The organism is Sulfitobacter sp. 1A12779 (genome assembly GCF_043557315.1).
Taxonomy (GTDB): Bacteria; Pseudomonadota; Alphaproteobacteria; order Rhodobacterales; family Rhodobacteraceae; genus Sulfitobacter; species Sulfitobacter faviae.
In genome coordinates this window covers 116,589-129,198 of sequence record NZ_JBIFFU010000008.1, presented here as the reverse complement: position 1 = coordinate 129,198, position 12,610 = coordinate 116,589, and the positions used below count along the sequence as shown (strand labels likewise).

General features: G+C 62.3%; 12 protein-coding genes. 4 read left to right on the top strand and 8 right to left on the bottom strand.

Annotated elements, in window-relative coordinates:
- Positions 1–15: 15 nt before the first annotated feature.
- Complete coding sequence (locus ACGYLQ_RS11475; protein ID WP_271687236.1) at positions 16–768, bottom strand: cytochrome c biogenesis CcdA family protein; 753 nt, start codon at positions 766–768, stop codon at positions 16–18.
- 91 nt (positions 769–859) lie between these two features.
- Here ACGYLQ_RS11475 and ACGYLQ_RS11470 point away from each other — a divergent pair, with 91 nt between their 5' ends.
- Positions 860–1,087 carry a sulfurtransferase TusA family protein gene (locus tag ACGYLQ_RS11470; protein WP_067266668.1) on the top strand — a complete coding sequence of 76 codons (228 nt, stop codon included), beginning with the start codon at positions 860–862 and terminating at the stop codon, positions 1,085–1,087.
- 89 nt (positions 1,088–1,176) lie between these two features.
- Here ACGYLQ_RS11470 and ACGYLQ_RS11465 read toward each other — a convergent pair whose 3' ends face one another.
- Positions 1,177–4,086 (bottom strand): Rne/Rng family ribonuclease, encoded by a 2,910-nt coding sequence (locus tag ACGYLQ_RS11465; protein ID WP_394443064.1) that lies wholly within the window; start codon positions 4,084–4,086, stop codon positions 1,177–1,179.
- Positions 4,087–4,634: 548 nt separating this feature from the next.
- Between ACGYLQ_RS11465 and ACGYLQ_RS11460 the strand changes: the two genes are divergently transcribed.
- Positions 4,635–4,925: a hypothetical protein gene (locus tag ACGYLQ_RS11460; RefSeq protein ID WP_067266665.1), complete on the top strand. Its 291-nt coding sequence runs from the start codon at positions 4,635–4,637 to the stop codon at positions 4,923–4,925.
- A 23-nt stretch (positions 4,926–4,948) separates the two neighbouring features.
- Here ACGYLQ_RS11460 and ACGYLQ_RS11455 read toward each other — a convergent pair whose 3' ends face one another.
- From ACGYLQ_RS11455 to purC, 5 genes are read right to left on the bottom strand one after another with little or no spacing between them, the layout of a single operon-like run.
- A complete protein-coding gene (locus ACGYLQ_RS11455; RefSeq protein ID WP_067266663.1) occupies positions 4,949–6,283 on the bottom strand; it encodes a sigma-54 dependent transcriptional regulator in 1,335 nt (444 codons plus the stop codon).
- A 4-nt stretch (positions 6,284–6,287) separates the two neighbouring features.
- Positions 6,288–8,048, bottom strand: a complete 1,761-nt coding sequence (locus tag ACGYLQ_RS11450) for an ATP-binding protein (protein WP_067266661.1) — start codon at positions 8,046–8,048, stop codon at positions 6,288–6,290.
- Between the two features lie 36 nt (positions 8,049–8,084).
- A complete protein-coding gene (gene purQ / locus ACGYLQ_RS11445; RefSeq protein ID WP_394443062.1) occupies positions 8,085–8,753 on the bottom strand; it encodes a phosphoribosylformylglycinamidine synthase subunit PurQ in 669 nt (222 codons plus the stop codon).
- Positions 8,753–8,983, bottom strand: a complete 231-nt coding sequence (gene purS, locus ACGYLQ_RS11440) for a phosphoribosylformylglycinamidine synthase subunit PurS (RefSeq protein WP_067266658.1) — start codon at positions 8,981–8,983, stop codon at positions 8,753–8,755. The genes purQ and purS overlap by 1 nt, the downstream gene beginning before the upstream one ends.
- Positions 8,984–9,031: 48 nt before the next feature.
- Positions 9,032–9,793, bottom strand: coding sequence for a phosphoribosylaminoimidazolesuccinocarboxamide synthase (gene purC / locus ACGYLQ_RS11435; protein ID WP_067266657.1), 762 nt, complete (start codon positions 9,791–9,793; stop codon positions 9,032–9,034).
- A 167-nt stretch (positions 9,794–9,960) separates the two neighbouring features.
- On the opposite strand from purC, the gene ACGYLQ_RS11430 reads away from it, so the two are divergent.
- Together ACGYLQ_RS11430 and bmt are read left to right on the top strand one after the other, a co-directional pair.
- A complete protein-coding gene (locus tag ACGYLQ_RS11430; protein ID WP_209217756.1) occupies positions 9,961–10,278 on the top strand; it encodes a DUF1476 domain-containing protein in 318 nt (105 codons plus the stop codon).
- 134 nt (positions 10,279–10,412) lie between these two features.
- Entirely contained in the window at positions 10,413–11,426 is a 1,014-nt protein-coding gene (gene bmt, locus ACGYLQ_RS11425) for a betaine--homocysteine S-methyltransferase (protein WP_394443060.1), read from the top strand.
- 3 nt (positions 11,427–11,429) lie between these two features.
- Here the strand turns inward: bmt and ACGYLQ_RS11420 are convergent, their stop codons facing one another.
- A complete protein-coding gene (locus ACGYLQ_RS11420) occupies positions 11,430–12,506 on the bottom strand; it encodes a PA0069 family radical SAM protein (protein ID WP_394443058.1) in 1,077 nt (358 codons plus the stop codon).
- Between the last annotated feature and the right edge of the window lie 104 nt (positions 12,507–12,610).

Sequence of the window (12,610 nt, the reverse complement as noted above, 5' to 3'; positions counted from 1 at the left end):
GGGCGAGAATAAGGCTTAACCCACGGTTGCGAGGATCGGGAAGGTTTCGAGCAGCCAGAAGGAGAAGGCGGTGAAGGCACCGGTCAGCAAGGCTAGCCCGACGAGTACGAGAAGCCCCCCCATGATCCGCTCGATCAGCTTCATATGCGGTTTGATCCGGTTCATCAGCGTCATGGCGCGGGTGATGAACATCGCGGCCAGCAGGAACGGGATCCCCAGCCCTGCCGCATAGACGCCCAGCAAAAGCGTGCCGCGAGAGACGGAAGCCTCGCTCGCCGCGAGCGACAGGATCGCGCCGAGCTGCGGGCCGATGCAGGGCGTCCAACCAAAGGCGAAGGCCAGCCCCAGAACATAGGCGCCGAAGCTGGAACCGCCCTTGTCGCCCGCGTCCAACCGTGCCTCTTGGTCCAGAAAGGGAATGCGGAAGAGGCCGATGAAATGCAGGCCAAAGACGATGATCACCACGCCGGAGATCTTGGCGAAAAGCGCCTGATTCTGGAGAAAGAACATCCCAAAGGCCGAGGCCGTGAAGCCCAAGAGCACGAAGACGGTGCTTAGCCCCAGCACGAAGAACAGCGCCGCCACCACCGCCCGCCGCCGCGCGCTGGATTGGCTCGACATGTCATTGATCGACACGCCCCCCATATAGGCCAGATAGGGCGGCACGATGGGCAGCACGCAGGGCGACAGGAAGCTGAAAATCCCGGCGACAAGGGCGATGGTCATGGCCGGCAGGATCCCGGCGTCGAGGAGGCTTATTTCAAACATGACCGACTCCTAGACCGACATGGCCCGGGCGTCACCTGTCATATTGTCACAAGATCGTGGACCTCGGGACCGGCTTGGCTTAACTGATCTTATGAAGATCGAAAAACTGGATGCCACGGGGCTTCTCTGCCCCCTGCCCGTGCTGAAAGCACGCAAACGACTGGCCGCGCTGGCGCCGGGCGATCAGCTTCACATGACGGCGGATGACCCCGCCGCCGTGATCGACGTGCCGCATTTCTGTGCCGAGGCGGGCCATCAGCTGACCGAAACCCGGACCGAGGGCGCGGCAGAGCTATACATCATCACCAAGGGCGGCTGAGCGGGCGCGGTCGCGCCGTCTTTCTTACCCTATCGCCAAACTGAAAACGGCGGGCCTGAGAGCCCGCCGTTTTCTTTATCTAGAGCACTTTAGCTGCCCAGCGACCACCAGCCGCGCCGTTTGGGCTTGGGCTTTTCGGCGGGCTGCTCTTCGACCTTTTTGGCGACCGGCTCAGGAGCGGTTTCGGCAGCGGGTGCCTCGGCCTCGACCGGCTTCGGCGCGGGGTCGGGCTGCGGCTCAGGCTGAGGCGCTTCCGCGACGGGCGTCGCCGTCTCTGGTGACGGGGCCGCGATGGGCGCTTCGCTCGGCAAGGCTTCGGCCATTGCATCGGGCGTGGCTTCGGCGACCGGCTCGACCGGCTTGGCCTTTGCCCGGCTGCGGCGCTTGGGCTTTGGCGCGGGTGCGGCCTCTTCCTCACTTGCCACGGCGTCTGCGCTCACGGTCTCTTCCGCCGCTTCGGCTGCGGGTTTCTTGGTCCGTCGGCTACGCTTGGCCTTGGGTTTGGGCGTCTCCTCCCCTTCGGCCTCGGCGCTGACCTTTGGCGTTTCGCCTTCTGCGGCGGCAAGGGCTTCGGGCGCGGGTTCCGCTTCGGGAGCGACTTCGGCCTTAGGCTTGCGCGAGCGGCTGCGGGATTTCGGCTTGGGCTTCTCCTCGGCGGCGGGCGCGGCTTCCGCTTCGGCCTGCGGGGCTTCCGCCTCTACCGGCGCGGTTTGCTCGCCCTCGTCCGATTTCGCCTCGTCCTGCTGCTGAGCACCGTTTTGATCCTCTGCACCGTTCTGCTGATCGCCATTGCCATTGCGGCCACGCCCACCCCGGCTGCGACGACGACGACGGCGGCGCTTGGATTTCCCCTCGCCCTCTTCACCATTGCCATTGCCGTTCCCGTTGTCTGAGGGGCTGGCGTCCTGTGCGGCGGGGGCCTCTTCGGCCTCGGCGGCGCTCTCATCCTCGTCGATTTGATCCATGAGGGAAGTATCGACCGAGACGACGTGATCCGAGACGGGCGGCACGGTGCGGGTGGCCGTCTTGAACTTCTCGATGTGGAAGTCGGGGCTCACCAGCGACGGATCGCCTTCGATCCGCACGGACATGCCGTAGCGCATTTCGATATGGGCGATATGCTCGCGCTTTTGGTTCATCAGGAAGTTGGCGATGCCCACGGGCGCACGCACCAGCACCTCGCGCGAACGGCGGCGGGTGCCTTCTTCTTCGATCTGGCGGATGATCGACAGGGCGAGGTTATCGTCCGAGCGCACGAGGCCGGTGCCGTGGCAGGCGTGGCAAGGCTGGGTCGTCGCCTCAATCATGCCGGGGCGCAGGCGCTGGCGCGACATTTCCATCAGGCCGAAGCCCGAGATGCGGCCCACCTGAATGCGCGCGCGGTCGGTCTTGAGCCGATCCTTCATGCGCTTTTCGACGGCGGCGTTGTTCTTGCGCTCGTCCATGTCGATGAAGTCGATCACGATGAGCCCGGCAAGGTCACGCAGACGCAGCTGGCGTGCGACCTCATCGGCGGCTTCAAGGTTGGTCTTGAGCGCGGTCTGTTCGATCGAGCCTTCTTTGGTGGCCCGGCCCGAGTTCACGTCGATCGCCACCAGCGCTTCGGTCACGCCGATCACGATATAGCCGCCCGAGGGAAGTTGCACCGTGGGGTTGAACATGCCCGAGAGATAGCTTTCCACCTGATAGCGGGCAAACAGCGGCAGGCTCTCGTTGTAGAGCTTCACGTTCTTCGCGTGGGACGGCATGATCATCTTCATGAAGTCCTTGGCGATGCGGTAGCCACGCTCGCCCTCGACGTGAATCTCGTCGATCTCGCGGTTGTAGAGGTCGCGGATCGAGCGTTTGATCAGGTCGCCTTCCTCGTAGATTTTGGCAGGCGCGATGGACTTCAGAGTCAACTCGCGGATCTGTTCCCACAGCCGCTGGAGGTATTCGTAGTCGCGCTTGATCTCGGCCTTGGTGCGTTTCGCACCGGCGGTGCGCACGATGAGGCCCGCACCTTTCGGCACCTCGATCTCGGTCGCGATCTCTTTCAGCTTCTTGCGGTCGGCGGCATTGGTGATTTTGCGGCTGATGCCGCCCCCACGGGCGGTGTTGGGCATCAGCACGCAGTAACGACCGGCGAGGCTGAGGTAGGTGGTCAGCGCCGCCCCCTTGTTGCCGCGCTCTTCCTTGACGACCTGCACCAACAGGATCTGGCGGACCTTGATGACTTCTTGAATCTTGTAGCGCCGCGGGCGCGGTTTGCGCACGGGGCGGATGTCTTCGCTGTCGTCCTCATCGGCGACGGATTCGATGGAATCGTCCTTCGCCGTGGCATCGCTGCCTTTGTCGTCTTCGCTATCGGCGTCTTCACCGTCGGCCTGCGCGTCACCCTTGGCGTCGGCATCCTCGGCCTTTGTCGCGTCATCCGCCTTGGCGGGGGCCGCGTCCTCGGCCTTGGCGACATCACCCTCCGCCGCATCATTCTCGGGCTCTTCAACCGGCGTCTCCGCGACCCGCTCCATGGGCGAGCTGCCCTCTTCGCTGTCGAGATCGACGGTTTCCATGCCCGCGATCTGATCGCTGTTGTCCTCGGCGACCTCAGCGGTGGCTACGGCATCATCGCTGTTGGTCTCAGCCGCTTGGCTTTTCGACCGGCTACGCGACCGCGAGCGGGTCCGCTTGGGTTTTTCTTCCTCGTCATCCTTGGCGGCCTGCGCTTCGGCATAGGCGCGCTCTTCTTCCAGCAGCGCCTGACGGTCGGCCACGGGAATCTGGTAATAATCGGGGTGAATTTCCGAGAAAGCGAGGAAACCGTGACGGTTGCCGCCATAGTCGACAAAGGCCGCCTGAAGCGACGGTTCGACCCGTGTAACCTTGGCTAGATAGATATTGCCAGCAAGCTGGCGTTTGTTTTCCGATTCAAAATCGAATTCTTCGACCTTGTTTCCGTCCACGACCACGACCCGAGTTTCCTCGGCGTGGGTGGCATCGATAAGCATTTTCTTAGACATAGATCCATTATGCACAGCACCCGCGCACAAAAGGCCCCTGGCGGGGCTTCGGGCTGGGAGGTGTGACTTGTCAGGGCGATGGAGGACGCGGCAACAGCAGGGCCACGAATGGCCCCCGACTGTCTGCTCTGAGCATCTGCGCGCGTCATCGCGGTTCTTCTCCGATGCGAGGGCTCTGCGGCCTCTCCCATCCATTAATTAGCTGTGCTTCGGTCGGGCTAACCCTCGCGAATATCAGCGGTTCTTCGGCCGTTTCCGGCCCAATCGGTCTGCTGGCCCCCCGGTGTCGGGCTGGCACGGCAGCGAAACTGTCAAAAGTCACCCCACGCCGGTCGGGCGTTACGGGACTTATCCGGCTAGTTAAGGGCTTTACGGGGTGAAACACAATGGTCAATCGAATGAGCAACAGTCAAATGCGCTTTATCCCCGGTCGGTTGACAAGGCGCATGGGCTTGGAAACATTCAGACTGTCACGGCGGCTGTCGCCGGGCGACACCATAGAATTGCCTTGCCGCCGATGCGGCCCAGAGTTTCAAAGGACCGCTTTCATGCCTAAATTTCTGCGCCCCGCGCTTTGTCTGACCCTTCTGGGCCTCGCCGCCTGTGATGAGATCGCCGTGGCCGACGACCCCGCAGCTTTGGCGGAATTGCGCGGGCAGAAAAGCTGTATCTCTGCGGTGGCCCAGCAAACCGGAGCGGCGGGGGTTGCGATTAACACCACCCGCCCGGTCGTTGAGCTTTACCGCCATATCGTCGATGTGCCCGGCGCGGCGAGCTGGTCTTGCATCACCGATCCGAATGGCAAAGCGGTAGAGATCGCAGAGCAGCGCAACGGTTAAGCCGCGCTGCTTGCCGGGCGTGGTCAGAGGTAATCTGACCGCTGCAACCCGTATTTCGCCATCTTCTCGTTCAACGTCCGGCGCGGCAGGCAAAGCTCATCCATAACGCTGGCGATCGAACCCTTGTGCCGGCGCATGGTGTTGTCGATCAACATACGCTCAAAGGCTTCGACATATTCCTTCAGCGGCTTGCCCTCGGTGGTCATCACCGGCTGCATTTCGTCATGGTCACTCATCAACAGCGAGGCAATGGTGCCCGAGCCGCGGCGCGATTGCAGCACGGCGCGTTCGGCCACGTTGATGAGTTGACGCACGTTGCCGGGCCAAGGCGCCTGCAACAGCTGTGCCGCCTCTTGCGCGCTGACCTGAGGCGCCTCGCAACCGTATTCATCCGCGAATTGATCGCTCAGCCGGGTGAAGAGCGTCAGAATATCCTCGCCCCGCTGGCGCAATGGGGGCACGGTGATGCGCAGCGCGGCCAGACGGTAAAACAGGTCTGAGCGCAGCGCGTCTTCCGAGGTGCGCCCTGCCTCTTGCAGGTTCGAGATGGCAACGATCCGCGTCTCCGCCGGGGTGCCCTGCTCGTTGATCGCGCTCAGCAGCCGGGCTTGGAGTTGCTCGGACAGCGCTTCGATATCCTCTAAGACCAAAGTGCCGCCGCGGGCCTCTTCGATGGCGGGCAGTTGCGCGTCTTCGGGCTGCATCGGGCCGAAAAGCCGTTTGGCCAGCGCTTCTTCCTCTAGGGCGCCGCAGGAGACGAGCACGAATTTCTTGCCCGCACGCGAGCCTACGGCGTGCAGCGCATGGGCGACCAAAGTCTTGCCCGTCCCGGTCTCCCCGTCGATCAGCACATGCCCATCGGCCTGCCCCAGATCCAGAATATCTTCGCGCAGGCGTTCCATCACCGGGGATTGGCCGATCAGCTTTTTCATCAACTGGCCGCCGTCTGACAGTTCACGCCGCAGGGCGCGGTTGTCCATCACCAGCCGCCGTGCGTTGGTGGCCTTCTTAGCCAACTCGCTCATCCGGTCGGGGTTGAAGGGCTTTTCGAGGAAATCGAACGCGCCCACCCGCATCGCCTCAACCGCCATCGGCACATCGCCATGGCCGGTGATCATAATGACCGGCAGGGCCGAGTCGCTGCCCATGAGTTTCTTCAGAAACTGCATCCCGTCCATGCCCGGCATCTTGATGTCGGAAATGACGATGCCCGGATAATCGGGCCCCAATGTCTTAAGCGCATCCTCTGCGCTGCCGAAAGTTTCCGTGTCATAACCCGAGAGGGCCAGCCACTGGCTGATCGACTGCCGCATGTCCTGTTCGTCATCTACAATCGCGATTTTCATTGCCTGAGCCATGCGTTCACTCCGCCGCTTCTATCTTCGTTTCATCTGCCAATATGGGCAGCTGCATTTCAAATACAGCGCCACCGTTCTGTCCGTTGCGCGCCGTCAGCCTCCCGCCGAGGTCGTTGACGATCCCCGATGAAATGGCAAGACCCAGCCCCACGCCATCGCCGGGCTGTTTGGTCGTGTAGAAAGGTTCGAACAGCGCGTCCAAGTCTTCGATCCCCGGGCCATTGTCGCGCACGGTCAATGTCGCCGTCTCCCCCGCTGATAGTATAATGTCCACCTGAGGGTTTCGTTCCGATTTTGTTGCGTCCAATGCGTTTCTTAACAGGTTTACCATAACTTGCTCGATCCGCATACGGTCTCCCATCACCATGACGGGATTATCGGGTAGAATCCGGCTGATCTGGACCTGCCGTTGGCGCAATTGCGGCTCCATCATCGACAGGGACGATGCCAGCGCCGCGCCCATGTCGACCGGAGAGAAAGCCTCCTGCCCCTTGCGGGCATAGGATTTCAATTGCCGGGTAATCGCGCCCATCCGTTCGATCAGGTCGTCGATGCGGCCAAAGGACGACAGCGCCTCATCCTGCCGGTTGCGATTGAGCAACAAACGCGCGCCCGCCAAATAGGTCTTCATCGCGGCAAGCGGTTGGTTCAACTCATGGCTGACGGCGGCGGACATCTCGCCCAAGGCGGCGAGTTTCGATGACTGTTCAAGGGTCTGTTCGGCCACGGCGAGGGTCTGTTGCACGCGCTTTCGTTCGGCAATCTCACGTTGCAGGGCAAGGTTCAGCGCCCTGAGTTTTGCCGATTCCCGTTGGAAGATCGCCAGCCTTCCGGCCGTGCGGCGGCTGAGGAAGTAGAACGCCAAGGCCAGCAGGATCGCAAAACCCATCACCTCAAGCGCCAGCACGCCGTTCACCTTTTCACGCACGGAGGCATAGGTGGTGTAACTGCTCATCCGCCAGCCCCGGAACGGAATCCGGTTTTCCAGACGCATCACCGCTTCGCCCTGCAAATAGGCATCGGGCGGCAGCGCGGTCCAATCGGTGGTGGCTTGGATGGCGCGCTCAATGGCGCTTTGCGGCGTGTGGTTGGCCAAGGCTTCGGGTTCGGTCAGGCCGCGCCAGCGCGGCTCGGTGGCGAGGATGATCTGGCCGGTACTGTCCATGACGATCACCGCGTCGGAAATCCCGGCCCATGCGCGCTCGAACTTCTGCAAGTCGACCTCGACCGCGATCACGCCAAGGGTCGTGCCGCCCGACTGCATCCGCCGCGAATAGAGGAAACGATAGCCGCCCTGCTCCCGCTCAATCGTCGAAAAGATCGTCGCGTTGGAGCGGATGGCGTCGACGAAATAGGGCTCGGATTTATGCGCGGAGCCCAAACGGTTGCGGTCGGTCGCCGCAACGGTACGCCCGTCGATGTCATAAAGCATCAAAGAGGCGGCGCCGATCTCTTCCACGAAGGAGATAAGCCGTTGCGTCGATAGGGAATAATCCGCCGTTTGCAGCGCCCCGATCAAGGTGGGGTCACGCGCCAAAAGCTGCGGCACGATGGCATTCTGGCGCAGTTCCGCCAGCAGGTTGCCGCTATAAAGCGCGATGCGCAGTTCGGCGCGGTTGCGGGTGCTTTCGGTAAAACGGTCGGTCAGCAGTTTGTTGGTGATCGAAATCGTCACCACGGCGAGGATCATCAGCGCCGCGATGGCGAACCGCACCCGCCAGGATACGGCCATGCTATTGCCTTCGGAACCGGATGTATCACTCATCGCGGCAACCTACGCGCTCCGCGCGCCGCACTCAAGTCAGGCGGTTTGCAAAGCACCGGTCAATGCGCGGAAGAGCGCCGCCCCATCCGTATTGCCATGCGCCGCTTCCGCTGCCCGCTCAGGATGCGGCATCATGCCCAGCACCCGGCGGTTTTCCGACAGGATGCCCGCGATGTCATCGCGCGCGCCATTCGGATTCTCGGCATAGCTGAAGGCCACGCGATCTTCGCCGCGCAGTTTCGCAATCGTCTCGTCATCCGCGAAATAGTTGCCGTCGTGGTGGGCGATCGGAATGTCGATGACCTGACCAGCGGTGTAGCCGCTGGTGTAATCGCTCGCCGTGGTCTCAACCTTGAGACCGACAGTCTTACAAATGTACTTTAGCCCTGCGTTCCGCAGCAACGCGCCCGGCAGCAGGCCGGTTTCGGTCAGTACCTGAAAACCGTTGCAGATGCCCAGCACATAGCCGCCCCGGTCCGCATGGGCCGCCACGGTGCGGCAGATCGGCGAATTCGCGGCGATGGCCCCGCAGCGCAGGTAATCGCCATAGGAGAACCCGCCGGGGATCCCCACGATATCAACGCCTTGCGGCAGTTCGCTGTCCTTGTGCCAGACCATGGAGACCTTGGCACCCGCGGCTTTGAAAGCCACGGCAAGGTCGCGGTCGCAATTGGACCCGGGAAAGACAACCACCGCTGCGTGCATCAGGCCAGCTCCACCGAATAGGATTCGATCACCGTATTGGCCAAGAGCTTTTCGCACATGGCGTTCACATCGGCCTCGGAGGTGCCTTCGGCGAGGTCAAGTTCGATCACCTTGCCCTGACGCACACCGTTCACCCCGTCAAAGCCCAAGGCTCCGAGCGCGTGGCGAACCGCTTCGCCCTGAGGGTCGAGCACCCCGTTCTTCAGCATCACATGCACCCGTGCTTTCATGGCGCGACACCCCTTTGTAACATCTGCAAATTGAACGGCGAAGCCGCGTTAGTTGATCAGCGTCGGCTTTGTCACCGGCGCATTGTTCTTGGGCATGACGCCAAGGCGTTTGGCCACTTCGGTATAGGCATCGGTGAGCGAGCCGAGATCGCGGCGGAACACGTCTTTATCGAGCTTCTGGCCCGTTTCGATGTCCCACAGGCGACAGCTGTCGGGGCTGATCTCATCGGCGACGATCAGACGCTGGAAGTCACCGTCGTAAACGCGGCCAATCTCGATCTTAAAGTCCACCAGCTTGATGCCGACGGCCATCATCACGCCCGACATGAAGTCATTGACCCGCAGCGCAAGGCTCAGGATATCGTCCATGTCTTGCTGGCTGGCCCAGCCGAATGCGGCGATATGCTCTTCTGTCACCAGTGGATCGCCGAGCGAGTCGTCCTTGTAGCAATATTCGACAATCGGGCGCGGCAGCTGTGTGCCCTCTTCGATGCCAAGGCGCTTGGACATGGAACCGGCGGCATAGTTGCGCACAATCACTTCCAGCGGAATGATCTCAACCTGCCGCACGAGCTGTTCGCGCATGTTCAGGCGTTTGATGAAATGCGTCGGCACGCCGATGCTGTTCAGGCCAGTCATAAAGAACTCGGACAGGCGGTTGTTCAACACGCCCTTGCCTTCGATCGTGGCTTTCTTCTCGGCGTTAAAGGCCGTGGCATCGTCTTTGAAATATTGAACGATCGTACCGGGCTCGGGACCTTCATAGAGGATCTTTGCCTTGCCTTCGTAGATCTTGTTGCGCCGGGCCATGGGCATCCTTTCCAACAGGGGGCCGGGAACATCCCCGCCGCTTGCGCTTCTCTTAGTGCAAGCACCCCGCTGCTGCAAGCATGGCCCGCCACCTTTGCCCCACCACTTGCGAGAACGGGCCCGCGTTCGCATATCGAAAGGGTAACCGCAGCAATCGGAGCCCCGCCATGAGCAACTTTGACGACCGTGCAAATGCCTTTGAAAGCAAGTTCGCCCACGACGCGGACATGCAATTCCGCGCCGAGGCGCGGCGCAACAAGCTTCTGGGCCTCTGGGCTGCTGAACTTTTGGGCAAATCCGGCAGCGATGCCGAGGACTATGCCAAAGAGGTCGTGAAATCCGATTTCGAAGAGGCGGGCGACGAAGACGTTTATCGCAAAGTCTCGGGCGATCTGGGCGACCGCGCGGATGAGGCGACGATCCGCGGCAAGATGCAAAGCCTGATGGCCGAGGCCAAGGCGCAACTGCTGAGCGAAACAAGCTGACACCCTGCGTCCCGGTCTCGGCGCCGGGGCGCAGCCTTCCCACCTGCCCTCATAATGAAGATGAATATTATGAGATTGCCCCCAAGTGGCCGCCATGACATCAGGCGAAATTCCCAGACCCAACAGGAGCCCCCATGAGCAACGCATTCACCGATCTTCTCGCTGAAAAGGGCACATTGCTCGCCGATGGGGCCACGGGCACCAATCTGTTCAACATGGGGCTGATGTCGGGCGATGCGCCCGAATTGTGGAACACCGACGAGCCTACCAAGATCACCAAGCTCTACCGTTTCGCGGTGGATTCGGGCAGCGATCTGTTCCTGACCAATTCCTTCGGCGCCAATGCCGCCCGTCTCAAGCTGCACGACGCGCAGAACCGCGTGCATGAACTGAGCCGCGTCTCCGCCGAACTAGCGCGCGAGGTGGCCGATACTGCCGAGCGTAAGGTGATCGTTGCAGGCTCTGTCGGCCCCACGGGTGAGATCATGGAGCCTGTGGGCACCCTGTCGCATTCCCTCGCCGTCGAGATGTTCCACGAGACCGCCGATGGCCTCAAAGCAGGCGGTGCCGATATCGGCTGGCTGGAGACGATCAGCGCCCCCGAAGAATACCGCGCCGCTGCTGAGGGGTTCCAGCTTGCCGGTCTGCCGTGGTGTGGCACGATGAGCTTTGACACCGCGGGCCGCACGATGATGGGGCTGACCTCCGAAGGGATGGTCGACTTGGTGCATGGGCTCGACAACATGCCGCTGGCCTATGGCGCCAACTGCGGCACCGGCGCCTCTGACTTGCTGCGCACCGTGCTTGGCTTTGCCGCGAAAAACGGCACGCTGCCGATCATTTCGAAAGGCAACGCAGGCATTCCGAAATACGTCGAAGGCCACATCCACTATGACGGCACGCCCGAGTTGATGGCACGCTATGCGGTGATGGCCCGCAACGCAGGCGCAAGCATCATCGGCGGCTGCTGCGGCACCCTGCCCGAGCATCTGGTCGCCATGCGCGAGGCGCTCGATAGCACCGAAAAAGGCCCGGCCCCGACGTTGGAGCAGATCCGCGAAGAGATCGGCGATTTCTCTTCCGAAAGCGATGGCACCGATGGCCAAGGCCCCACCCGCGCACCGCGCCGCGGGCGCCGCCGGGGCTGAGGCTCAGAACAAGCTCAATTGATCGCCCTTTTCGGAGGGCGGTCGAAACAGATCACAGCGCAGCGGCACGCCGGAACGGGCCAGCCCCAAACGCTTCACCGCCAGATCAAAGCGTTGCGCCACCATCTGCGCATATGGCCCCTCGCCCCGCATCCGCTTGTGCCAGCCCGCGTCATATTCCTTGCCGCCATGCATATCGCGCAAGCGCGCCATGATCCGCTCGGCCCGGTCCGGGTAATGGGTGGCCAGCCAGTCCTGCACCAGCGGCGACACCTCTCGCGGTAGGCGCAGCATGATCCAGCTTGCGTGCCGCGCGCCGGCCTCGCGCCCGGCGGTGAGGATCGCCTCCAACTCCGGGTCGGTCAGCGCCGGGATCATCGGCGATGCCATGATCCGCACGGGGATCCCCGCCTCAGCCAGCTTTCGGATCACCTGCAACCGCCGCTGCGGCGCGGGCGCGCGCGGCTCCATCAGGCGGCTGAGCTTCGCGTCCAGCGTGGTCACTGAAATGCCGACAGCCGCCAATCCGCGCCCTGCCATGTCGCCCAAGATGTCGATGTCGCGTTCGATCAGGCTGCCCTTTGTGACGATCGCCACCGGGTGATTGAACGCGGCTAACACCTCAAGACACTCTCGCATGATACCGTGGGTCTTTTCGATCGGCTGATAGGGATCGGTGTTGGTGCCGATCGCGATGGGCGCGACCTGATAGCGCTTCGACCGGAGCTCCCGCGCCAGAACCTCCGGCGCTTCGGGGCGGGCGATCAACTGGGTTTCGAAATCCAAGCCCGGCGACAGGCCGAGGTAGGCATGGCTGGGCCGCGCGAAACAATAAACGCAGCCGTGTTCGCAGCCGCGATAGGGGTTGATCGACCGATCAAAAGGCAAATCCGGCGAGCGGTTGTAGGTGATCACCCGGCGCGGCACCTCGATACTGGTCTGGGTGCGCAGCACCGGAAGCACCTCGTCACGCGCCCAACCGTCATCTTCGGCGACGCGGCTATGACGCTCAAACCGGCCCGCAACATTGCTGCCTGCCGCGCGGCCAAGCACGCGAAATCGCTGGTCTTCCCTATCCATGAAAGAAGGTTAGAACATTGCGCGAACATCGGCAAGTAACCTCGTGCAAACCCTTGTCCTTACACCGCAAAAAGCAGTAGTTTGCCCCCAAGGCGTCGCGCAAG